This window comes from Niveispirillum sp. (assembly GCF_017996735.1).
In the GTDB taxonomy this organism is placed as follows: Bacteria; Pseudomonadota; Alphaproteobacteria; order Azospirillales; family Azospirillaceae; genus Niveispirillum.
Genome location: NZ_JAGOGJ010000083.1, coordinates 1 through 21,648, shown reverse-complemented (window position 1 = coordinate 21,648; position 21,648 = coordinate 1). Strand labels below are relative to the sequence as shown.

Annotated in this window: 20 protein-coding genes; 17 read left to right on the top strand and 3 right to left on the bottom strand. The window is 66.6% G+C overall.

The window, feature by feature from the left end; genetic code table 11:
- Both sufU and KBA48_RS21990 read left to right on the top strand, forming a co-directional pair.
- Nucleotides 1-465 carry a Fe-S cluster assembly sulfur transfer protein SufU gene (gene sufU, locus KBA48_RS21995; RefSeq protein ID WP_153206201.1) on the top strand — a complete coding sequence of 155 codons (465 nt, stop codon included), beginning with the start codon at nt 1-3 and terminating at the stop codon, nt 463-465.
- Nucleotides 466-474: 9 nt separating this feature from the next.
- Nucleotides 475-843 carry an iron-sulfur cluster assembly protein gene (locus KBA48_RS21990; protein WP_292910397.1) on the top strand — a complete coding sequence of 123 codons (369 nt, stop codon included), beginning with the start codon at nt 475-477 and terminating at the stop codon, nt 841-843.
- A gap of 403 nt (nt 844-1,246) precedes the next feature.
- Here KBA48_RS21990 and KBA48_RS21985 read toward each other — a convergent pair whose 3' ends face one another.
- Nucleotides 1,247-2,077 carry an alpha/beta fold hydrolase gene (locus KBA48_RS21985; protein WP_292910395.1) on the bottom strand — a complete coding sequence of 277 codons (831 nt, stop codon included), beginning with the start codon at nt 2,075-2,077 and terminating at the stop codon, nt 1,247-1,249.
- Between the two features lies 1 nt (nt 2,078).
- Nucleotides 2,079-4,256, bottom strand: a complete 2,178-nt coding sequence (locus KBA48_RS21980) for a TonB-dependent receptor (RefSeq protein WP_292910393.1) — start codon at nt 4,254-4,256, stop codon at nt 2,079-2,081.
- A gap of 223 nt (nt 4,257-4,479) precedes the next feature.
- On the opposite strand from KBA48_RS21980, the gene KBA48_RS21975 reads away from it, so the two are divergent.
- Nucleotides 4,480-5,184 carry a TetR/AcrR family transcriptional regulator gene (locus KBA48_RS21975; protein WP_292910391.1) on the top strand — a complete coding sequence of 235 codons (705 nt, stop codon included), beginning with the start codon at nt 4,480-4,482 and terminating at the stop codon, nt 5,182-5,184.
- On the opposite strand, the gene KBA48_RS21970 is transcribed toward KBA48_RS21975, so the two are convergent.
- Complete coding sequence (locus KBA48_RS21970) at nt 5,176-6,843, bottom strand: CocE/NonD family hydrolase (RefSeq protein ID WP_292910389.1); 1,668 nt, start codon at nt 6,841-6,843, stop codon at nt 5,176-5,178. The two genes, KBA48_RS21975 and KBA48_RS21970, sit on opposite strands and share 9 nt — an antisense overlap.
- 113 nt (nt 6,844-6,956) lie before the next feature.
- On the opposite strand from KBA48_RS21970, the gene KBA48_RS21965 reads away from it, so the two are divergent.
- The 14 genes from KBA48_RS21965 (at nt 6,957) to KBA48_RS21900 (ending at nt 21,601) form a co-directional block, all read left to right on the top strand.
- Nucleotides 6,957-9,128: a TonB-dependent receptor gene (locus KBA48_RS21965; RefSeq protein ID WP_292910387.1), complete on the top strand. Its 2,172-nt coding sequence runs from the start codon at nt 6,957-6,959 to the stop codon at nt 9,126-9,128.
- Between the two features lie 10 nt (nt 9,129-9,138).
- Nucleotides 9,139-10,311, top strand: coding sequence for a thiolase family protein (locus KBA48_RS21960; protein ID WP_292910385.1), 1,173 nt, complete (start codon nt 9,139-9,141; stop codon nt 10,309-10,311).
- Between the two features lie 3 nt (nt 10,312-10,314).
- A complete protein-coding gene (locus KBA48_RS21955) occupies nt 10,315-10,734 on the top strand; it encodes an OB-fold domain-containing protein (protein WP_292910383.1) in 420 nt (139 codons plus the stop codon).
- Entirely contained in the window at nt 10,731-11,777 is a 1,047-nt protein-coding gene (locus KBA48_RS21950; protein ID WP_292910381.1) for a hypothetical protein, read from the top strand. The genes KBA48_RS21955 and KBA48_RS21950 overlap by 4 nt, the downstream gene beginning before the upstream one ends.
- The gene (locus KBA48_RS21945) at nt 11,774-12,529 is read left to right on the top strand and encodes an SDR family NAD(P)-dependent oxidoreductase (RefSeq protein ID WP_292910379.1); all 756 of its coding nucleotides are present in this window, start codon (nt 11,774-11,776) and stop codon (nt 12,527-12,529) included. The genes KBA48_RS21950 and KBA48_RS21945 overlap by 4 nt, the downstream gene beginning before the upstream one ends.
- The gene (locus KBA48_RS21940) at nt 12,526-13,284 is read left to right on the top strand and encodes an SDR family NAD(P)-dependent oxidoreductase (protein WP_292910377.1); all 759 of its coding nucleotides are present in this window, start codon (nt 12,526-12,528) and stop codon (nt 13,282-13,284) included. Before KBA48_RS21945 ends, KBA48_RS21940 begins: the two co-directional genes overlap by 4 nt.
- Nucleotides 13,281-14,033: an SDR family NAD(P)-dependent oxidoreductase gene (locus tag KBA48_RS21935; RefSeq protein WP_292910375.1), complete on the top strand. Its 753-nt coding sequence runs from the start codon at nt 13,281-13,283 to the stop codon at nt 14,031-14,033. The genes KBA48_RS21940 and KBA48_RS21935 overlap by 4 nt, the downstream gene beginning before the upstream one ends.
- Nucleotides 14,033-14,863 (top strand): SDR family NAD(P)-dependent oxidoreductase, encoded by an 831-nt coding sequence (locus KBA48_RS21930; protein WP_292910373.1) that lies wholly within the window; start codon nt 14,033-14,035, stop codon nt 14,861-14,863. Before KBA48_RS21935 ends, KBA48_RS21930 begins: the two co-directional genes overlap by 1 nt.
- Nucleotides 14,847-15,656 (top strand): enoyl-CoA hydratase-related protein, encoded by an 810-nt coding sequence (locus tag KBA48_RS21925; protein WP_292910371.1) that lies wholly within the window; start codon nt 14,847-14,849, stop codon nt 15,654-15,656. The genes KBA48_RS21930 and KBA48_RS21925 overlap by 17 nt, the downstream gene beginning before the upstream one ends.
- A gap of 4 nt (nt 15,657-15,660) precedes the next feature.
- Complete coding sequence (locus tag KBA48_RS21920; protein ID WP_292910369.1) at nt 15,661-17,277, top strand: AMP-binding protein; 1,617 nt, start codon at nt 15,661-15,663, stop codon at nt 17,275-17,277.
- A complete protein-coding gene (locus KBA48_RS21915; RefSeq protein ID WP_292910367.1) occupies nt 17,270-18,241 on the top strand; it encodes an amidohydrolase family protein in 972 nt (323 codons plus the stop codon). Before KBA48_RS21920 ends, KBA48_RS21915 begins: the two co-directional genes overlap by 8 nt.
- Before the next feature lie 91 nt (nt 18,242-18,332).
- The gene (locus KBA48_RS21910; protein ID WP_292910365.1) at nt 18,333-19,505 is read left to right on the top strand and encodes an acetyl-CoA C-acetyltransferase; all 1,173 of its coding nucleotides are present in this window, start codon (nt 18,333-18,335) and stop codon (nt 19,503-19,505) included.
- A gap of 10 nt (nt 19,506-19,515) precedes the next feature.
- Nucleotides 19,516-20,277 (top strand): SDR family NAD(P)-dependent oxidoreductase, encoded by a 762-nt coding sequence (locus tag KBA48_RS21905; protein ID WP_292910363.1) that lies wholly within the window; start codon nt 19,516-19,518, stop codon nt 20,275-20,277.
- A gap of 34 nt (nt 20,278-20,311) precedes the next feature.
- The gene (locus tag KBA48_RS21900) at nt 20,312-21,601 is read left to right on the top strand and encodes an MFS transporter (protein ID WP_292910361.1); all 1,290 of its coding nucleotides are present in this window, start codon (nt 20,312-20,314) and stop codon (nt 21,599-21,601) included.
- The last annotated feature ends 47 nt before the right edge of the window (nt 21,602-21,648 follow it).

Here is a 21,648-nt window from a genome sequence, read left to right as displayed (position 1 = left end):
ATGGACCTGCGCGATCTTTATCAGGACATCGTCCTGGATCACGGGCGGCATCCCCGGAACTTCCGCGTGCTGACCGATGCCAATCATCTGGCCCATGGCCACAACCCGCTGTGCGGCGACAAGGTCACCGTGTTCCTGCGGCTGGACGGCGACCGGATCGCCGATGTCAGCTTTGAAGGCAAGGGCTGCGCCATTTCCACCGCGTCCGCCTCGCTGATGACGGAGATCGTTCTGGGCAAGACCCTGGCGGAGGCATCGACCCTGTTCGGCCATTTCCACGACACGGTGACCAAGGGCGATGGCGCCGAACTGCCGCCCGATCTGGCTGAGGATGGCGAGCGGCTGCAGCCGCTCGCCGGGGTCAAGGCCTATCCCGCCCGGGTCAAATGCGCGACGCTGGCCTGGCACACGCTGGACGCGGCGGTGAAGGGCGGCGGCCTGTCGGCCCCGGTCAAGACGGAATAGGAGGGGACGATGGATATCGCCGGCCCGCAGCCCGAGATTGACCAGGAAATGCCCGTCCGGCGCATCTTCGACACAGCGGCGCTGAAGGAAGATGTGATGGAAGCGATCTGCACCATTCGCGACCCGGAACTTCCCGTCAATCTGGTCGATCTGGGTCTGATCTATGACGTGCAGATGCGTGAGAACGGCATGGTCCATATCGAGATGACCCTGACGACGCCCGCCTGTCCCGTCGCCTCCGCGTTGCCGGCAGAAGTACAGCACCTGGTCTCCCTGGTGCCGGGCGTCACGCTGGTGACGGTCGATCTGGTCTGGGATCCGCCCTGGTCCCAGGACCGCATGTCGGAAAGCACCCGGTTGGAACTGGGTTTGATCTAGGGTCTGTGGGGATTCACAAAGGGGTCTGGATGTGTTCACGCTGGCGTGATCTTCCGGTGCGGTTTGGGAACTGGAGCACCGCATTGGTGCATCCAGGTCCGACAGCCGTACCAGCCGGCACATGGGATGTGACGGGCTGCGTGGCCGTCCGAACCCGCGAAGAATTCGTGATTCAGGTCGGTTTACATCGCCGGAGCAGAGCGCGTTGACCCTTGTGCCGTACCGGGCCACTTCCGGTGCTAGGCTCAGGGTCAGTTGCACCAGTGCCGCCTTGGATGCCGCTTAGGCGGACACCTGACCCCGTCGCCCGGATGGCTGCGCAGGCCTTATCCAGGCTTTCCCGGTGCCGGGCCGGCCAGGTCGGCAAAATTTGTCATTGCTGCTGCTTCTCCTGGGGTTGCGCCTATCCGGCTGTGCAGATGGATGGCCGGTTCGCATCGAGGAAAGCCATCATCACCGCGTTAAACCCGTCCGGGTTGTCGCAGTTCGCCACATGGCCGCTGTCAGGGATCTCGGTGAAGCGGCTATGGGGATCCCGGTCCAGCCAGAGCGGAATGATCCGGCGAATGTTGCCCAGGGCGTCATGCTCTCCCCGGCTGATCAGGATGGGATGCCTGATGGCATATCCGGGCACGTCCTGCACGGCACCGGCGATGCCGCCGCTGATGGCCAGGATGTCACCCCGGGAAAGTGGTGCGATCATCTCCCGCAGCCGGCGCTGTGCCTCGGCCTTGATGGCGGACTTCTCCATGGAAATCCGCTTGAACGTCGCCACCGGATAAAGCCGCATCAGCAGGGGAAACAGGCGCAATGCCCAACGTTCGGCGCGGGTGGGGCCGATCGTGCTGCAGGTACAGCCCAGGAGTACAGCCGCCCAGCATCGCCGCGGATGGCGCCGCAACATCTCCTGGCTGATATTGCCGCCGATGGACTGGCCGACCAATGCCACCTGTTCCTCGCCCAGATGGTCCAGCAGGGACTTCAGGTCATCTGCCGCCAGGTCGGTCGCGAAAGCCCGTCCATAGGGGCGGGAACAGCCATGGCCGCGCGGATCCCAACGCAGGGTGCGATAGCGGGTTTGCAGGGCCGCCACCTGATCGTCGAACATCCGATGGTCCGTGAAGGCGCCAGGCGTGAGGACGACCAGGGGTGCATCCGGGGGACCGCCGATCCAGTAATGGATGCGGCAATCCCCCGTGTCGAAGATGCGATGGGTCTCCGATACCGCCGTCATGTCAGAACCGATACCGCAAGCCGGCCTGGAAGGTGCGCGGCTCGTTGTAATAGTAGGACAGGAAATTGTAGGTGGCGCCGATATAGTTCACGCCATCCACGACATAGGTCTTGTCCGTCAGGTTGCGGACACCGGCGAAGAGCTGAATATCCCCGTCCCGCATCGAGAAGGCCACGCGGGCATTGGCGACGGTGTAGGCGTCCCGATGCAGCAGCGGGCTGTTCAGGATGTTGATGAAGGTGGCGGACCGGTACGCCACGTCGCCATCCAGTTCCAGTGCCCGGCCCTCGCCCAGCGGCAGCGTGTAGTTGGCGTTCAGGCTGGCCGTGAATTTCGGGGCATTGGGCAGCGTCTTGTCGGCGAAATTGCCGATGATCGGGTTGGTGAAGGAGGCGAACTTGTCGCGGAACAGGGATACCTGGCCCGACAGGGTCAATTCGTGGGTGACGCGTCCCTTCAGTTCCATCTCGGCGCCCCAGGAGGAGTAGCGGCCGGCATTGGTAAAATAGGAGGTGGGGCTGGGCGGCGTGCCGACGAAGGCGATCAGATTGGTCTGATAATCCTTGAACCGGTTGTAGAACAACGCCGTATTCAGGGTCAGCCGCTGATCGAGATGGCTGGACTTGTAACCCAGTTCATAGGTCTGGCTGGTTTCCGGCGCATAAGGTGCCGCCACGGTGGCGTTCGCCGCGCGGGGGTTGAAACCGCCGCTTTTGAACCCCGTCCCGTAGCTGGCATAGAGCAATTGGTCGGACGTGAGCTTGTAATCGACGCCGATGCGCGGCAGCCAGCGCGACCAGCCGTCACTCAGGTCATAGGCGAAGTTGGCGGTCGGGAAGACATTGTTGACCAGACTGGAAACATAGTCCTTCTCGTCCCGTGTAACGCGCAGTCCGCCACTGACCGACAGCCGTTCCGTGGCCTGCCAGACGGCGTTGAGATAGGCTGCATAGCTGTGGTTCTTCAGGTCCGTTGTCTGGATGTAGTTGTTGGCGATCGGCACATAGAAGCCGGGAGCCGCCTGATAGGGCAGCGTGTTCGGCACGCCGATGAGCGATTGCGTATGCTCCTTGAAGTAGTAGAGACCGCCGACGAAGGACAGGTCCGGTCCGATCTCGAAATTCGCCTGCAGTTCCTGGGAGAACTGGCTGGTGTCCTGATCCTGGTTGGACGACATCAGCAGGTAGGGGAAGCTGTCGTAATCGAACGCCTGGGCGAATTCCAGCTTGCGGTAGGAGGTGATCGATTTCACTTCCAGACTGTCCCCGCGCCAGGCGAGTTGTCCGTTCAAGCCGTAACTGTCCTGGTCATTGCGCACGGGCGTGTCGGCACGGCTCTGGCGCGGGCGGAGCGGGAGCTGGGGCGTGAAGGGCGGCGTGTTGGGCGGGAAGGCCACCGCGACCATCGGTGTGGGTGCCGCCGGTGTCGACCGGTCGCGCATGACGTCGAAGGTGAGGCGCGCCGTCAGGTTGTCGGTGAGTTCGGCCAGCCCCGTTACCTGACCACCGATATAGTCGCGATCCTGCAGGTCCTTGCCTGTCAGCAGGTTGTCGACGAACCCGTCGCGCGAGACCCGCAGCACACTGGCCCGGATGCCGGCACGATTTTCCACCAGGGGGACATCCAGCGATGCCTTGCCAGAGAACAGCGCCTTTGACCCACCGGTCAAGGTGATCTGGCCGCCCCCCTCCGACAGGTTCGGATCGCGGGTATGGACCTTCAGGGCACCGCCGCTGGTGTTCTTGCCATAGAGCGTTCCCTGCGGGCCGCGCAACACCTCCACGCGGGCGATATCCACCGTCTCGAACAGGGCGGCCTGTGCCCGGCCGATATAGGCGTCGTCCAGATAGATGCCCACGCCCGGATCGAACATGAACAGTTGGTCGCTTTGACCGACACCGCGGATATAGACCGACGCATTGTTGTTCGATCCGCCGAACGCATAGAAGGTGGCGTTGGGGATCTGGGACTGGATGTCGGCGATATTGGCGCTGAGCCGGCGTTCCAGCACCTCACCGCTGACCGCGGTGACCGCGACCGGCACGTCCTGCAGCCGCTCGCTCACGCGCCGCGCCGTGACGATGATCTCCGCCAGCACATCCTCCTGTGCGTGCGCCAGAATAGGGAACAGGACCAGCGGCAGGGCCGCCGCGCACAGATAATGGGCTTTTTTCACCATGACCTCCCTTGGGTTATTTATTTTATGCAAAATAGATAAACGATCGTTCGCATACATGTCAATGGGTCTGCATACGCCGGTGAGCGGATGTCGAAAATCCTTGCGCAACTCTCGTCATCATTCCATGAATCAGGGCGTCCGGGCCCGTTTCGCAGGGGCCGATCCAGCCTTCAGGCACCTGTTGCCGGGTTCCCTTGAACCGATCCGGTATCGCTGAGACGAGATGAAATCGCCGACTTCCCCCCGATCGACCACACTGCGCCGGCAGGATGATGCCGCCCCCACGCCCAGGGAAACCGAGGATGGCGTCCCGGTCGATCGCCGGCGCAACAATTCGCGCGCGCAGATCAAGCGCATCTCCTCCGAGCTGTTCTTCCGGCACGGGTATGAGGCGACGTCCATCCGCACCATCGTCGATGCCTGCGGACTGACCCCCGCCGCCTTCTACAATCATTTTGCGACAAAGGAGGCCCTGCTGCGGGAGATCGTGGAGGAAGGGCACGAGACGGTCGGGCGCATGATGGCCGACGCGCTGCAGGCGGCATCCGATGCCCCGGCCGATCGTCTGCGGGCCATTGTCTCCGCCTATGTGCGGTTCCACACACACCATCAGGTCTTCGCCCTGGTCGCTAATGCCGAGTACACATCCCTGCCCGAACCGCATCTGTCGGTGATGCGGACCGAACGTGTCCGCCTGCGCCGGATCTTCGAGGAGGTCATCGAAGGCGGGCTGTCCGCCGGCACCTTCGCGCTGCCGGCCGTGGGGGCCGAACCGGCAGCCAAGATCGCCGCCATCGCCATCGGCGACATGTGTCTGCGCGTTGCCGAATGGTACCGCTCCAACGGCGCGCTCAGCAGTGGAGAGGTGGAGCGCGCCTATGCGGAATATGCCCTGCGTCTGGTTGGGGCCGGGCCCCGGTCAGCGTGACGCCGGTTCCGGCCGCAAGGTGAGGGGATCCGGCGGCGGCCGGGTGGCGGTGATGCGGATGGCCGAAGCGCCTTCACCATCATGCACCCTGTTATGGGCGACAATGCCCGCCGTTCCAGACCCCAGCGGGGACATGTCGTTCAGGTTCGGGTCGAGATGCGGGTAGTTGGCGCTTTGCACCTGCAGGCCCAGCCGGTGGCCGGTGCGCAGCCGCCAGGCAATATTGCCCATGGCAATGGCGAGCATGGTGGGTTGGCCCGGCACGAGCGGCACCTCACGATCAAATCCCTCGCGGTGGCGCAGGCGCAGCGTGCCATCCGTGACGGGCAGCATGGTTCCGTCCGGCGTGATATCCAGCAGCCGGCAGACCACATCCGTATCGATCGCTGAGGAAGAAAAGGTCAGGGTGGCATCCACCGGACCGATCAGGTCCAGGTCGGCCGGGACGGGCAGGGTGGCATAACGCAGCAGGTCGCCGCGCCCGTTCAGCCGGCGCTGGTCGACAGGACCCATGGCCAGCCCGCCCAGGCCCAGGGTACGACCGCCGACCGTGGGAGTGGGATTTTCCGGATCATATCGATAGATGCGTTCTCCCGGACCGGACAGGGGGATTTCCACCGTCACGGTGCCCGCCGGTGGCCAGGCCGGCGCGTCGCGCCATTCGCCGGCATTGGCCAGAAAATAGCGTGCAGGCGGTATCGCGACATCTGCCCCGTCCAGGTAGCGGCGGAAAAAGGAGATGTGCCGTTCCGCGATCCGCGCCCCGGCACCGGAGGCGGCAAGCCCGAAATTCACCTCGCCATGCTGGGAGGGCAGGGTGCCGCCATGGCTCCAACAGCCCATGACCAGATGGGCATCGTCCCGGCCCAATAGCCGCTGCCGCCGGAACATTTCTACCGTCGACTGGGCAAACACATCGTACCAGCCACCGACATGCAGGGTGGGGATGTCGGCGATCTCCGGCAGGATGCGCGCTGCATTGGCCGGGTTGGCCAGATCATCGAACGTGATGGGAAAACCCGGTAGCCGGAACAGTGCGATATCCCGCAGGGGCCTGTGGTCCATCAGCCCGCGCGGGTTCTGAGCGGCACGCGATACCTCGGCAACGGCCGCATCCGGCAGGGGATCGCCTGATGCTTGCCGGCGCTGCATCCAGTCCAGCGCCATGAAGGCCACCCAGGACAGGATATGATCCAGCCGGAAGCCCCCGCCCATCTCTACCTGTTCGCCCTCCGCGACGGAGGCGATGGCCGGCGCGATGGCCCGCAGATGTGGCGGCCGCCGCGCCGCCGTGACCAGTTGGGTGATGCCCAGATATGAGGGACCCGACATGCCGACGGCCCCGGAACACCAGGGCTGGCGGGCGATCCATTCGACGCTGTCATGGCCGTCATCGCCCTCCTGCTCCCACATCAACGGCTTCCAGTCGCCTTCGGAGCTGAAACGGCCGCGCGTGTCCTGAACCACCGCCGCGAAGCCTGCCGCCGCTGCGTCTTGCGGCCGCAGGAAATCGGCATTGAAGGCACGCCGGTCGTAAGGCGTGCGGAACAGGATGGCCGACACTGGCCGACTGACCATCGGCCGCCAGATATCGGCGCGCAGGCGCACGCCGTCCCGCATCTCCATCGCCACATCGCGCTCGACCTGAAAACCGTTCATCGGCGCTTCCTCCCTTTCTTCGATCCTCGCCTGGAAAAAGGCGTTTGACAACGCCGTGCATGGAATATACACAAACGATCGTTCATATAAAATAAGAACAAGGAGGACGGGCTATGAAGGGGACGTTCAAGCGATGGCTGCTGGCCGGCATCGCCACCGCCATCCTGATGCCGGTCGTGGCCATCGCGGCACCAGCGCCCGAGGAAGAGCAGGGGCTGGAACTGCTGGAGATCGTGGTCACGGCCCAGAAGCGCGGTGTCGCAGAATCAGCCCAGCGCGTGCCCATTGCCATCACTGCCTTTGATGGCGCGGCACTTGAGGCCATGCAGGTCCGTGACCTGCGGTCACTGACGACGGCGGCACCCAATGTGGCGCTTGAGGATGTGGGCACCATTCCCGGTTCCGCGAACCTGACGATCCGCGGCTTCGGCGTCGTCAGTTCCATTCCGTCGGTGGAGCCGGCGGTCGGGCTGTTCGTGGACGGGGTCTATCTGGGGATTTCCGCCGGCGCGATCCTGGATGTCTTCGATATGGAAAGCATTGAGATCCTGCGCGGACCGCAAGGGTTGCTGTTCGGTCGCAACACGACGGGTGGTGCCGTGACCCTGCGCACCCGCCGACCGGGTGATGAGTTCCAGGTGCGCGGGCGGATGTCGATCGAGACGGGGTTGCAGCATACGGCCGGCGTTTCCGTCGAAGGCCCCGTCAGCGACCGCCTGCGCGCCAAGCTGGCCGTCTATCACACCAAGGATGAGGGCTGGTTCCATAATGATTTCAACGACCGGTCCTTCGGCGAGCGCACGACGTACTTCGTTCGCCCCACGATCGTCTGGGATGTCACTCCGGATGTGGAAACGTCCCTGATCTATGAGCGTGGGCTCAGCGACGGCGATGGCACCATCGCCCAGAACCCCGCTTTCCAATCCGGTTTCAGGCTCAATCTCGACGAGCCCGGCTACAACAAGACCGATTGGAACGCGCTGACATCGGAAACCAATATCAGTGTCGCCCTGGGCGACGGCATCATTACGAATGTTGCGGGCTATCGCGATTTCGCCCAGCGCACGGGGGTCGATGTCGATGCCCTGCCGCGGCTTGGCTTCCATTCTTATGTCGATCTCCGTCAGGAGCAGTTTTCCGAGGAACTGCGTTATGCCGGTACTTTCGGCGCCTTGCAGGTGACCACGGGCCTCTATTACTTCCAGCAGGACTATTTCTATCTGGAACGGCGGATTCTGTCCGGCGGCGCCGTCGATCGCACCTTCGGCGGCAAGGTCGACCAGAAAAGCTGGGCTGCCTTCTCCCAGCTTGGCTACGACCTGGGTGGCGGCGTCACCGCCATCGGCGGCCTTCGCTATTCCTGGGAACGCAAGAAGGCCGATATCGCCACATTCCGGGCGCCCGGCCTCTGTGACTTCAATGCGCGGACCTGCAATTTCGACTTCCCCGGCTTGTTTCCGGGGGCCGCCCGCGACAAGTCCTGGGATAATGTGGCCCCAAAGCTGGGTTTCCAGTACCAGGCAACCGACGATTTGCTGGTCTATGGCAACTGGAGCCGCGGCGTGCGCAGCGGCGGCTTCAACGTCAAGAGCACTTCCGCCTCCGTCGCGCCCGGCCCCTATGGCATGGAGACCCAGGACGCCTATGAGCTGGGATGGAAGGCCAGTCTGCTGGACCGGCGGCTGCGCTTCAACGGTGCCCTGTTCCAGAACACGCTGCGTGATCTGCAGCGTGACATCAATGTGCCCGACCCGGTCTCAGGCGTCGTTCAGATCACTTCCAATGTGGGGACGGCCAGAGTGCGCGGGGCGGAGGGCGAGGTAACTTTCGCCCCCTGGCGCGGGGTTGTCATCGGCGGCAGCGTTGGTTATCTGCACGGCGAATACACGAAGCTGTCCGCAGACCTGAACGGGACGGTACCCGGGCTGGGACTGGATCTGGACCTGACCCGATTGCCGGCATGGAGCTATGGCGGCAACGTCACGGTTACCCAACCGGTTCGCGACGGGCTGGATCTGATCCTGCGGGCCGATTACGGCCATCGCGGCCGCGTTGCCTTCACCGACAACAATTCCGCTTGGCTCAACCCGGTCAACGACCTGGGTGCCAGCGCACGCCTGGCCTTCGATGGCGACCGGCTGTCCGTGGGCGTCTATGGCCGGAACCTGCTGAACAGGGTGACCCAAGGCGGCAAGACGCCGTTGCCGGCTTCGATCGGTGGCGGTTTTTTTGCACCCATCAACGAGGGCCGGGTCATCGGCCTGGATCTCAACTTCAGATATTGAGGTGACAGGAATGGCCATCGAGGCATCAATCATCGGGGTCGGCATGGCCAGGCACGGCTATCGTGCCGATCAGGGCTGGCGGGACCTGATCTTCGAGGCGGGCAGCCGCGCCATCGCCGATGCGGGCATCGACCGCGCGGCCATCGAGGGCGGGCTGGTGTCCGTCACCTGCCCGGAGGCGTTCGAACAGCAGAATCTGGGCCCGCTGGCGGCCGAGGAACTGGGCCTGACCGGCGGTTCCTACGCCCAGGTGGTGGGCGCCTGTGCGGGGGGCACCATGGCCTTCCTGCACGGGGTGGACATGATCCGGTCGGGCCGCAGCGCGTATGTCATCGTGATGGGCGTGGAGAAGATGTCGGATGTCTATTCCGTCTCCGACGCGCTGCTCTCCTATCCCGACCAGGATTTCGAGGCGCCGGCCGGGTTCGACTATGTCGACACCATGGCCCTGATGCACGCCCGCTACATGCAGAAATACGCAGCCACGGCGGAACAGGTTGCTGCCTTCGTAAGGCAGGACCGCTGGTACGCGGCCCGCAACGCCAACGCCATCGATTACCGCCGCCCCGCCCTTTCCATGGATGACATCATGGGTTCCGGATGGGCATCCCGACCCATCACGCGGGCGGAATGTGCGCGGGGTTGCGACGGGGCATCGGCCCTGGTCCTGGCGCGCGCCGATGCCGGCCACCGCCGTGCCATCCGTGTAGCCGGCGTGGCGGCGGCCACCGGCCCCAACGCCATGGGCGCCAAGTTCGGCGCCTGGCTGGGCGGCGAGGATATCGCCGAGGCCGTGCCTACGGCGCTGGCGGCCGAGCGTGCCTATCGTGCGGCGGGGATCGACGCCGCCGATGTCGATCTGGCCCAGGTACATGATTGCTTCAGTGTGATGGGGGCCCTGCACCTGGAGGGGCTGGGAATTTTCCCGCGCGGGGAGGCTGCGCGGGCCGTTGCGGCCGGGGAGACGGCACCCGGCGGTCATTGCCCCACCAATACCGATGGCGGGCGCATCGGCCTGGGCCATCCCACCGGCGCCACCGGCATCAGCATCCTGTGCGAGACGGCGACCCAGCTTCGCGGAGAGGCCGGGGAACGACAGATCGCCGACGCCCGGATCGGGGTGGCCCAGTCGATGGGCGGGAACAACGCGCTGAGTGCCGTCGCCGTGCTGACAGGAAGCTGAACAATGACACAAATGACCACCGCCCGGCCTGTCGTGGCTGGCCCGGCGCGCGCCTGGCGGACCAGGGCCGCGCGCTATGCCCTGACGGGCAGCCGTTGCCGGCAATGCCATGCCTATGCCTTCCCGCCCGCCCGCCGCTGCGCGCAATGCGACGGAGCGCCCGAACCCCATGTGTTCTCCGGCCAGGGGCGGATCGTCTGCCTGGCGGAGGATCATTCGCCGCTGGCGGGCCATGGGGGGCGGTCGCGGCGGCCCTTCGCCATGATCGCCCTGAAGGAGGGACCGGTGCTGATGGCCGAGATCGTCGACGCCGAATATGAGGAACTGTCCCCCGACCAGGATGTGGAGATGGTGATCCGCAAATGGCGGCCAGAGCAATCGGGCCTGCCGCTCTATGGCTTCAAGTTCAGGGTGGCGTCATGAGCCGGCCGGCCGGGATCATCGACATGTGCTTCGCCGCCCCGGCGGGCCGGCTGGCCACAAAGGATGTCGAAGCCATCTGGCAATCGGCATCTGCCGCCCGGACGGGGGTACGGGAACGCACGGTGCTGGACGCCGATGCCGATGTCATCACTCTGGCGGCGGAGGCGGGACGCGGCCTCGGTCTGTTGCCTGGAACGGTGGGGGCCGTTTTCTTCGGCACCCAGACCTCGCCCTATCTGTCCCGGTCGGCGGCGGCCATTCTGGCGGACATGCTGGGGCTGGCGCCCGAGATTTTCGCCACGGACGTGCAGTTCTCCACCAAGTCCGGCACGGCGGCGCTGGCACAGGCCATCGCCTGGGTGAAGGCCGGTTTGTCTGACCGGGCGCTGGTCATCGGCGCCGACGCACTGTGCCTGCATGCCGCCCCAGGCGATCCGCTGGAAATGACGGCTGGTGCCGGGGCCGTGTGCGCGCTGGTCGGCACCGGGAACGTGGCGGCGCGGTTCGAGGCGCTGGGCTCCACCGCCTCCGACCTGGCCGACGGGTTCCGGCTGCAGGGTGATGATTACCTGCGCACCGGCGGTGCCGGGCTGGCCGGCAGCGGCCTGGGCGACATGCGCCATATGGGCGGGGCCTGGACGGCGCTGGGTGACAGGCTGGGCGGGGATGCCCGCTTCGATGCCATCGCCGTGCAGCAACCCGATGGCCGTGCGGCCGAACGTGTGGCGAAGGCCCTGAAGATCGATCCGGCCCTGGTCAGCGGTGGTGCCGTGGCACCGCTGCTGGGCGACCTGGGCTCTGCCTCGCCGCTGGCGGCCTTGCTGCTGTCGCTGGAGGGGCGGCAGGTGGGCGAAAGGGTGGGGCTTCTGTCCTATGGTGCCGGGGCGGGATCGGATGCCATGTCCTTTATCGTTGAACGGCCGCTGGATGCCGGATCGGTGCGCCGCGCCATCGCGCGTCGGCGGCTCATGGATTATGCCACGGCCGTCCGCCGCGAGGGGCGCTACCGCATGCACCAGCATCCGCTGGGTGTGTTCGAATGAGCGCGCCGGTCCCCAACGGCCGGCCGGCCGTGGTCACGGGTGCCGCGCGCGGCATCGGTCTGGCTGTGGCGGCACGGCTGGCGGCGCAGGGCGCTCCCCTTCTGCTGGTCGATCGTGATGCCCCCGGTCTGCTGGAAAGCGCCCGCCTTTGCCGGAAGGCGGGAGCGCCGGTGGAAATGCTGGTCGCCGATCTGCGCGACCGCGCATCGCCGTCGCGCATCGCCGATGCCGCCCGTCGGGCCTATGGCGGTGTTGCCGTGCTGATCAACAATGCCGGGATCGAGTTCCGGGGCGATATCCAGGCCCATGACGACGATACCTGGGATCGCGTGCTGGACGTCAACCTGTCCGCCGCCTTCCGGTTGACGCGGGCGCTGGCCGATGATCTGGCCGATGCTCCGGGTGGTGCGATAGTCAATCTGGCCTCGGTGGCGATTGTCGGCTTTGCCGGGCAGGCTGCCTATGACGCCTCCAAGGGCGGTCTGGCCACGTTGACCCGGTCTCTCGCCGTGGAACTGGGTCCCAGGGGCGTGCGCGCCAATGCTGTGGCGCCGGGCTTCATCGATACACAAATGCTGCGCGATACGCCCGATCTGGCCGGGATGGCGGAACGGTTCGCCAGGACCCTGCCGGCGGGACGGCTGGGCACGGCGGCGGAGGTGGCTTCTGCCGTCGCCTGGCTGGCCTCGCCCCGCGCCTCCTATGTGACCGGTCACACCTTGTTCGTTGATGGGGGATGGATGCGGCGATGATGGATGCAAACCTGGACATGAAGGGCCGGCCCATCCTGGTGACGGGGGCGGCGCGCGGCATCGGTCTGGCCATCGCCCGCGCTTTCGGCCGGCGCGGAGCCCGCGTTGCGGTCAACGACCGCGGTGCCGACGATGCGGAGGCGGCGGCCACCTTGCTGCGCGGCGAAGGGCTGGAGGCGTTTGCCGTTCCCGGCGATGTCGCGGACGAGGCAGCCTGTGCTGCCATTGTTGCGGCGGCCTGCGGCGGCGATGGCGGGCTGGCGGCCCTGGTCAACAATGCCGCCATTGGTCGGATGGCGCCGTTGGCCGATCACCGGCGCGGTTATTGGGAAAAGGTGCTGGCCGTCAATCTGCTGGCCCCGTTCCAACTGGTTCGTGCCGCTGAGGCGGCGCTGGTGCGGGCGGGCGGAGCCGTCGTGAACATCGCATCGGCCGCCGCCTATGGCATGCACAACCAGTATTCCTACGACGCGTCCAAGGGCGGGTTGATCTCGCTGGGCCGGTCGCTGGCGCTGGAACTGGGGCCGCGCGGGGTGCGCGTCAACAGCGTGTGCCCCGGATATGTCGATACCGACATGCTGCGGGCCGATGACGGCCTGCGGCAGCAGGCGGAGAAAATGGTGCGGGGGCTGCCGCTGCGGCGGCTGGCCCGGCCGGATGAGATCGCGGAGGCCGTGGTCTGGCTGGCGTCGGACGATGCCGCCTATGTCACGGGACACGCGCTTTTTGTGGATGGAGGCTGGATCAGGCCATGAAGATGGATAATCAGTTACAGGGGCAGTTGCACGGGCAGACCGTGCTGGTCACGGGAGCGGCCGGGGGCATTGGCGGGGCCATGGCGCGCCTGCTGGCGGCACGCGGTGCCCGCCTGCTGCTCACCGATCATGACGGGGAACGGTTGGAGGTGCTGGCGGGTGCGATGAATGCCGCGCATATCGCCGCTGACCTGCGCGACCGCGACCAGATCGCGGCGCTGATGGATTGGGCGCTTGACCAGGGCGTCGATGCCCTGGTCAACAATGCCGGCATCGTCAGCAAGGCGAAGCTGGAGGTCTTTCCCGACAGCGACTGGGACCGGGTGATCGAGGTCAACCTGACCGCACTTCACCTGCTGACCCGGCATTTCGCCGCTGGCCGTATCGCGCGGGGCGGGGGTGGCGGCGTCGTCAATATCGCGTCCATGTCCTACAAGGGCATGACGCAGCAGGTGGCCTATGTCGCGTCCAAGGGGGGCGTCGTCTCCCTGACCAAGGCGGCGGCCCTGGAACTGGCCCGCCACGGCATCCGGGCCAACGCCGTGGCGCCGGGCATGACGGAAACGGACATGACCAACCCGGCCGATGGCAGCCAGGACAGTCTGCGCGACCGCATGCTGGCGCACATCCCGCTACGCCGTTACGCAAGGCCGGAGGAGATCGCCGCCGTGGTCGCTTTCCTGCTGTCGCCAGACGCCGCCTACATCACGGGCGAAGTCATCCATGTCTCCGGTGGGGCGAGGCTCTGATGGCACGGGATTTCACGGGCAAGACCTGTCTGGTCACGGGGGCCGCGGGGGAAATCGGCCAGGCCGCGGCCCGGCTGCTGCGGGCGGGCGGTGCCAGGCTGTGCCTGACCGACCGGCTGGCCGACCCCATCGCTGCGCTGGCTTTGGATCTGGACCCGTCGGGGGCGGAGGTGGTGGCCATCGCCTGCAACCAATCGGACGCGGGTGATGTCGACCGTCTGTTCGCCGCACTGGCGCAAAGGCTGGGCGGGCTGGACGGTGCCTTCATCAATGCCGGTATCGGCCGCTATGGCGCACTGCTGGAGGTGACGGCGGCGGACTGGCAGCGGCATGTCGATGTCAACCTGACGGGCAGTTTTCTGGTCGCCCAGGGGGCCGCGCGGCTGATCGCCGGGCAAGGGCGCAGCGGGGCGCTGGTCTTCAACGCCTCCACGGCGGCAGCGCACGCGGCGGAACTGTTCGGGGCCTATGGTGCCTCGAAGGCCGGTCTGCGCATGCTGTCGCGGACGCTGGCGGGTGAGTTGGGCCATCACGGCATCCGTTCCAACCTGATCATGCCGGGGGTGATCACTACCCGTATGACGTCGGGCCTGCTGGCAGATCCCGGCATCAGTGGCGACATCGTGGCCGAGACGCCGCTGGGCCGGCTGGGCCGGCCGGAGGATGTGGCCGAACTGGCCGCCTTCCTGCTGAGCGACCGCTCCAGCTTCATCACGGGGGCGGAGATCCTTATCGATGGCGGGCAGACCCTTCACGGCTATCCCCGCTGGTTCAGCCGTGCCCCCGCCGACGCCGCCAACCAATGGAGCCTTCATGCAAAACGCGGATGAAGCCGTCCTTCTCCAACGCCGCGACGGCGGGGTGCTGTGGCTGACCATGAACCGGCCGACGGCGCTGAACGCCATCGATCGGGAACTGGGCCTGGAACTGCTGCGCGCCTTCCGGTCGGCCGAACAGGACGGGACGGTGCGCGCCATCGTTCTGACGGGTGCCGGCCGCGCTTTCTGCGCCGGCGATGACATTGCGGGGCTGAAGGCCTTCCTGGATGGCGATATGGACCATCCACGCGCCGCCGTCGACCCGTCCGACCGGTCCAGCCTCTATATGCGGGTGGCGGCCCTGATCACCCGCTGCCCCAAGCCGGTGATCGCGGCCGTCAATGGCCCGGCCTTCGGTGCGGGTACCGAACTGGCCTGCGCTGCCGATATCCGCTGCATGGCCCGGTCGGCGCGCATCGGCAGCGGCCTTGTCCGCATCGCGCAGGTGGGCAATGCCGCCTATCTGGGCCATGTGATCGGTCATGCCCGCGCCTTCGAGATTTTCGCCACGGGCCGCGCCGTGGACCCGGTGGAGGCAGGCTCCATCGGCTTGAGCAGCCATGTGTTCGAGGATGCGGAATTTATCGACCGCGTGGGGGAACTGGCGCGGCAACTGGCGGATGGGCCGACCCGCGTCATCGCCATGCAGAAGCGGCTGCTGGCCGTATCGCGAGGACGCGGACTGGACGAACGCGCAGCACTCCAGGAAGCTGCGCATCAGCGCTGCTTCTTCGAGGCCGGGGATGCGCGGGAGGGCGCGCGCGCCTTTATCGATAAGCGTCCGGCCGCCTTCAAGGGAACCTGACGAGATGAACGACTGGAACTGGGCCGACCCGGCCGTCCCCGACCGCGACAGGATCGTGCTGCGCTATGTGCTGGAACGCTGGGCGGCGGAACGGCCGGAGCAGACCTATGCCGTCTTTCCCGGCGGTGACCGGTGGAGCTTCAGGGAGATGGCCGACCGTGCCCGGCGGTTTGCCACCGGGCTGGCCCGGCTGGGCGTCGGCCGCGGCGACCGGGTGATGTCCTGGCTGCCCAATGGTCAGGATGCGCTCTGCACCTGGTTCGGGGCCAACTGGCTGGGTGCGGTCTACACGCCCATCAACACGGCGTACAAAGGGTCGCTGCTGCGCAATGCCATCGACATCGCCCAACCCCGTGTCCTGGTATGCCATTCCAGCCTGGTGTCGCGGCTGGGCGCTGTGGGGTTGGACCCGGCCGTCAGGGTGGTGTTGATCGACCTGGAGGAGGATGAGGGTCCGCACCGGGGCCGGTTCAGCCTGGATGGTGACATCGACGAGGGCCTGCTGCGGCTGACGGTACCCATCGAGCCCTGGGACGAACAGGCCATCATCTACACTTCGGGCACCACCGGTCCGTCCAAGGGGGTGCTCAGCTCCTATTGCCATGGCGCCACGGCGGCGCTGGCTGCGTTCGAGGAGATGGACGCCGACGGCCTGCGCTACCTGATCACCCTGCCGCTGTTCCATGCCGGCGGCACCATCGGCACCATCGGCACGCTGCTGCTGGGCCGTTCCATCGCCCTGCCCGAACGGTTCGAGACGGCGCGGTTCTGGGACATGGTGCGGGAGACGGCGGCGACCTGCTGCACGCTGCTGGGTGCCATGGCCACCTTCCTGGTCAAGCAGCCGCCGGACGCGGGCGACTGCGACCATGGTCTGCGCTGGGCCTATATCCTGCCGCACGGCACTGTCGCGCGGGATTTCGCGGCGCGGTTCGGCGTGGCGACCCGCACCCTGTTCAACATGACGGAGATCGCGGTTCCCATCCTTTCGCCCGTGAACCCGTCCGATGCTGAAAGCTGTGGCCGGGCACGGGCCGGCGTGACGCTGCGCCTTGCCGACGCCCATGACCGGCCGGTGGCATTGGGTGAGGTGGGTGAACTGCTGATCCGGTTGGACCGGCCCTGGTCGCTCTCCCACGGTTATGCCGCCAACCCGGCGGCAACGGCCGCTTCCTGGCGCAATGGCTGGTTCCACACGGGCGACCTGTTCCGTCAGTCGGCGGACGGCGAGTTCTACTTCGTCGACCGGACCAAGGATGCCATCCGGCGGCGGGGGGAGAACATCTCCTCCTATGAGGTGGAGCGCGAATGCCTGTCGCACGAGGCGGTGCGCGAGGCGGCCGCCTATGCGGTGGCCAGCGACTATGGCGAGGACGAGGTGATGGTGGCACTGTCGCCGGTACCCGGCCATCAGATCGACCCGTTCGCGGTGATCGCGCATCTGCGCAACCGTGTGCCCTACTACATGGTGCCGCGCTTTATCCGTCTCATGGCGGAACTGCCCAAGACGCCGACGGCCAAGATTCAGAAGCCCGACCTGCGGGCCGAGGGGCGTACACCCGACACCTGGGACCGTGAGGCCCATGGCCTGATCATCAAGGGGGAGAGGATCGGTGGCTGAACGATCCGTGATCGATATCTGCGCCGTGCACGGCGACCGGGAGGTGTGGGAAGCCTACCTGACCGGCTTCGCCCTTGCCGCACCTGACTATCTGCGGCGCTTTTCCGCCTCGCTGGCGCGGCGCGCCGGGGTGGAGGAGGGCGATTATCTGCACCATCTGGCGGCAGACCCGCTGGCGGCGGTCCACTACCTGATCGATGCCGGGACCGGCTTCGACATCGCTGACGAGGGCTATATCAGGCACCTGCGGGACAGCGGCATCGGCCATCAGGTGCTGCACGGCTTCCCCTGGCGCGGGCGGAGCGCGGCGGACGCCAACCGGTCGATCGCGGCGCTGGCGGCCAAGGCGCCGGACCTGCTTACAGCCTGGGCCGGCGTGTCGTTGCGCGCGCCGGCCCAGGCGGCGCGGAACATTGAAAGGGCGTTGGTGGAATGGAACATGCGCGGCGTCTCGGTCTCCCCGTTCTGGGAGGGTGTGTGTGCGTCGGACCGCAGCCTGGACCCGATCTATCGCACGGCCAGCCGGCTGGGCCTGCCGGTCTGGATCCATGCGGGACAGAATTTTAACAATTCGCTGCCCCTGGATATTTCCGATGTCCGGCATATCGACCGGGTGGCGGCCGCCTATCCCGATCTGCGGATCGTGATCGGCCATGGCGGCTGGCCCTGGATGGCGGACAGCGTGGCGATCCTGCAAAGGCATGCCAACGTGTATCTGGAATTTTCCAGCCACCGGCCCCGCTTCATGGCGCGGGCCGGATCGGGCTGGGAGGGGGTGCTGTTGCAGGCGGGCGGGGCTCTGCGCGGCAAGGTCATGTTCGGGTCCGCCTTCTGGGTATCGCGGCTGGACGCGGCGGCCCTGGCGAGGGAGGTGGCGGAACTGCCCCTGCCGGATGGGGTGGCCGACGAATGGCTGCATGGCAACGCTGCACGGCTGCTGGCCGAGGCTGGCCGGCTGGCTTGATCTGGCCGCTTTGAATGACACGGATGATGGATGGCGGCGGGGGTGCGGCTGCACCTGCGGCCCCCCGGTCGCGCGCCGATGGAGGATGGATATGGCAGAGGCATATATCGTGGACGCGGTGCGCACCGCCGGGGGGCGGCGGGGCGGCCGTCTGAAGGGCTGGCACCCCGCCGACCTGGGCGCCGCCGTGCTGAACGCGCTGGTGGACCGTACGGGCGTGGATCCCGCCGCCATCGATGATGTGATCATGGGTTGTGTCAGCCAGGTGGGGCAGCAGAGCTTCCATATCGGGCGCAACTGCGTCCTGGCGTCCAAGCTTCCGGCCGGCGTGCCGGCCGTTAATGTCGACCGGCAATGCGGCTCCTCCCAGCAGTCGGTGCATTTTGCGGCCCAGGCAGTGATGTCGGGCACGCAGGATCTGGTCATCGCGGCTGGGGTGGAATCCATGACGCGGGTGCCCATGCTGACGGCCACGACCCTGGCCGAGGCCCATGGCTACGGCTCTCCCTGGAGCGACAGCATCCGTGTGCGCTTCGGTGTGGAGGAATTCAGCCAGTTCACGGGAGCCGAGATGATGGCTGAACGCCACGGCATCGGGCGGGCGCAACTGGATGCGTTCGCCGTGGACAGCCACCGCAAGGCGACGCGGGCCATCGCGGCAGGGGCGTTCACGCGCGAGATCATCCCCCTTCCGGTGACCGGCCCCGACGGGACCACCGAACTGCATGTGCGCGACGAGGGGGTGCGCGCCGATGCCAGCCTGGACGGGGTGGCGGGGGTGAAGACCCTGACGCCCGGCGGCACGGTGACGGCCGCCAACGCCAGCCAGATTTGCGACGGGGCCGCCGGCCTGTTGATCGCCAGCGGGGCGGCGTTGAAGACGCACGGCCTGACGCCGCTGGCCCGCATCCGTCATCTCTGCGTCACGGCCGGCGACCCCGTCATCATGCTGGAGGAACCGATCCATGCCACGCGCAAGGCGCTGCAGCGGGCCGGACTGTCCATCGGCGATATCGACCTGTTCGAGGTGAACGAGGCCTTCGCGGTGGTGCCGCTGGCCTGGCTGGCGGCGACGGGGGCCGATCCCGCCCGCCTGAACGTCAATGGCGGTTCCATCGCCCTGGGCCATCCGCTGGGGGCCACGGGGGCCAAGCTGATGGCCACCCTGGTCCATGCGCTTGCCGCGCGGGGCGGGCAGCGGGGGTTGCTGACCATGTGCGAGGCGGGCGGCATCGCCAACGTCACCATCATCGAAGCGATGTGAGGGAAAAGACATGGAACTCAAGGGCATGGCCGCCATCGTCACGGGTGGCGCCTCTGGATTGGGGGCGGCGACGGTGCTGCGACTGGCGGCGGGCGGGGCCCGGGTGGCCATTCTGGACCTAAACGACACGCTGGGTACCGAACTGGCTGCGCAAGTAGGGGGCGCCTATTTCAAGACCGATGTCACCGATGGCGATGGTGTCGATGCCGCCCTGGCAGCAGCAGAGGGGCTGCACGGCACGGCACGCATTCTGGTCAACTGCGCCGGGATCGGTCCACCCATCAAGACGGTGGACCGGTACGGCACGCCGCATCCGCTTGCGGACTTCCGGCGGATCATCGACATCAATCTGATCGGCAGCTTCAACCTGCTGTCGAAGATGGCGGCGCGGCTGGCCAGTGCCGATCCGGTGGGAGAGGAACGGGGCGTCATCATCAACACCGCATCCGTCGCCGCCTTCGACGGACAGATGGGACAGGTGGCCTATGCCGCGTCCAAGGGCGGCATCGTCGGGCTAACGCTGCCTGCAGCGCGCGATCTGGCGCCGCTGGCCATCCGCGTGGTGACCATCGCGCCCGGCCTGTTCCTGACGCCGCTGCTTGCCAGCCTACCGGCCGCCGCACAGGAATCACTGGGGCGGCAAGTGCCGTTCCCACCGCGACTGGGCGATCCGGCCGAATATGCGCAGATGGTGGAAAGCATCATCCGCAACCCGATGCTGAACGGGGAGACGATCCGCCTGGACGGCGCCATCCGCATGGCGCCCCGCTGAGCGGCAGGGAATGACAAGAACAAGGAGGAAACCCATGGACCGCGATTCCGCCACACCGCCCGCAGGGGATGCCGACGGCCACGGGACGCCCGGATACCGTGCGCTGGTGCTCGCCATGCTGCTGCTGGTCTACATCTTCAACTTCATCGACCGGCAGATCCTGGGCATCCTGGCGGTGCCGGTGAAGGCTGAACTGGGACTGACCGACACCCAGTTGGGGTTGCTGGGCGGCATCGCCTTCGCGCTGCTCTATTCCACCGCGGCGGTGCCGCTGGGCTGGCTTGCGGACCGCACCAGCCGGACCTGGGTGATCACGGGCGCCCTGGTGGTCTGGAGCGGCTTCACGGCTCTGTGCGGGGTGGCGCAGAATTTCTGGACGCTGTTCCTGTGCCGACTGGGGGTGGGCGTGGGCGAGGCGGGGGGCGTGGCCCCCTCCTTCTCCCTGATCAGCAGCTATTTTCCGGCGCGGCAACGCGCCCGGGCGCTGGCGGTCTATTCGCTGGGCATTCCCGTGGGGTCGGCGCTCGGCGTACTGTTCGGCGGCTATATCGCGGCACATATCGACTGGAGGGCGGCCTTCATCGTTGTCGGGCTGGCCGGCATCCTGCTGGCACCCCTATTCCGGCTGGTGGTGCGGGAACCGCGCCAGCGGCAGGAGGCGACGGTCGCTGCCGACCTGCGACTGGGGCCCGTCCTGGTGATGCTGGCGGGCAAGCCCAGTTTCTGGCTGCTGGCCTTCGGGGCCGCGTCCAGTTCCATCGTGGGCTACGGTTTGGCTTTCTGGGTGCCGTCCGTCCTGCAGCGCTCCTTCGGCCTGGACATTGTCGGTACCTCGCAGTTTCTGGGCGCCCTGCTGGCGGCGGGCGGCATCGCCGGGGTGATGCTGGGCGGCGTCCTGGGTGACAAGCTGGGAAGGGGGAACCGCCGGATGCTTGTTGGTGTTCCGGCACTGTCCTTCCTGGTCGCCGTGCCGCTTTTCGCCATGGGCATCATGTCGCAGACCTTGTCATGGGGCATGTTCTTGCTGATGCTGGTGCCCATGGCACTGGGTTATGTCTGGCTGGCGCCGGTCATCTCCGCCGTGCAGCATCTCGTGCATCCGCGCATGCGGGCGACAGCCGTGGCCAGCTTCTTGTTCATCAACAATCTGCTGGGGCCGGGTCTCGGCACCTTCATGCTGGGCTGGATGTCGGATTTACTGCTGCCCATCTATCCCGAGGAAGGTTTACGCTATGCCATGTTGTTCAGCCTTGCCTTTTACCTGCTGGCAGCGCTGCTGATGGCGCTGGCCGCGCGGACCTTGCCCCAGGATTGGGTGGAATAGCGCATAATACCATGTGTGGACGGCCCGTTGGGAACAAGGGGTAGGCG

Coding starts and splice junctions, on each gene's coding strand:
- KBA48_RS21970 (WP_292910389.1), bottom strand. CDS start 6,843: ATGAACGGTTTTCAGGTCGAGCGCGATGTGGCGATGGAGATGCGGGAC.
- KBA48_RS21940 (WP_292910377.1), top strand. CDS start 12,526: ATGATGGATGCAAACCTGGACATGAAGGGCCGGCCCATCCTGGTGACG.
- KBA48_RS21985 (WP_292910395.1), bottom strand. CDS start 2,077: ATGACGGCGGTATCGGAGACCCATCGCATCTTCGACACGGGGGATTGC.
- KBA48_RS21905 (WP_292910363.1), top strand. CDS start 19,516: ATGGAACTCAAGGGCATGGCCGCCATCGTCACGGGTGGCGCCTCTGGA.
- KBA48_RS21990 (WP_292910397.1), top strand. CDS start 475: ATGGATATCGCCGGCCCGCAGCCCGAGATTGACCAGGAAATGCCCGTC.
- KBA48_RS21930 (WP_292910373.1), top strand. CDS start 14,033: ATGGCACGGGATTTCACGGGCAAGACCTGTCTGGTCACGGGGGCCGCG.
- sufU (WP_153206201.1), top strand. CDS start 1: ATGGACCTGCGCGATCTTTATCAGGACATCGTCCTGGATCACGGGCGG.
- KBA48_RS21910 (WP_292910365.1), top strand. CDS start 18,333: ATGGCAGAGGCATATATCGTGGACGCGGTGCGCACCGCCGGGGGGCGG.
- KBA48_RS21965 (WP_292910387.1), top strand. CDS start 6,957: ATGAAGGGGACGTTCAAGCGATGGCTGCTGGCCGGCATCGCCACCGCC.
- KBA48_RS21925 (WP_292910371.1), top strand. CDS start 14,847: ATGCAAAACGCGGATGAAGCCGTCCTTCTCCAACGCCGCGACGGCGGG.
- KBA48_RS21980 (WP_292910393.1), bottom strand. CDS start 4,256: ATGGTGAAAAAAGCCCATTATCTGTGCGCGGCGGCCCTGCCGCTGGTC.
- KBA48_RS21920 (WP_292910369.1), top strand. CDS start 15,661: ATGAACGACTGGAACTGGGCCGACCCGGCCGTCCCCGACCGCGACAGG.
- KBA48_RS21935 (WP_292910375.1), top strand. CDS start 13,281: ATGAAGATGGATAATCAGTTACAGGGGCAGTTGCACGGGCAGACCGTG.
- KBA48_RS21950 (WP_292910381.1), top strand. CDS start 10,731: ATGAGCCGGCCGGCCGGGATCATCGACATGTGCTTCGCCGCCCCGGCG.
- KBA48_RS21975 (WP_292910391.1), top strand. CDS start 4,480: ATGAAATCGCCGACTTCCCCCCGATCGACCACACTGCGCCGGCAGGAT.
- KBA48_RS21960 (WP_292910385.1), top strand. CDS start 9,139: ATGGCCATCGAGGCATCAATCATCGGGGTCGGCATGGCCAGGCACGGC.
- KBA48_RS21945 (WP_292910379.1), top strand. CDS start 11,774: ATGAGCGCGCCGGTCCCCAACGGCCGGCCGGCCGTGGTCACGGGTGCC.
- KBA48_RS21900 (WP_292910361.1), top strand. CDS start 20,312: ATGGACCGCGATTCCGCCACACCGCCCGCAGGGGATGCCGACGGCCAC.
- KBA48_RS21955 (WP_292910383.1), top strand. CDS start 10,315: ATGACACAAATGACCACCGCCCGGCCTGTCGTGGCTGGCCCGGCGCGC.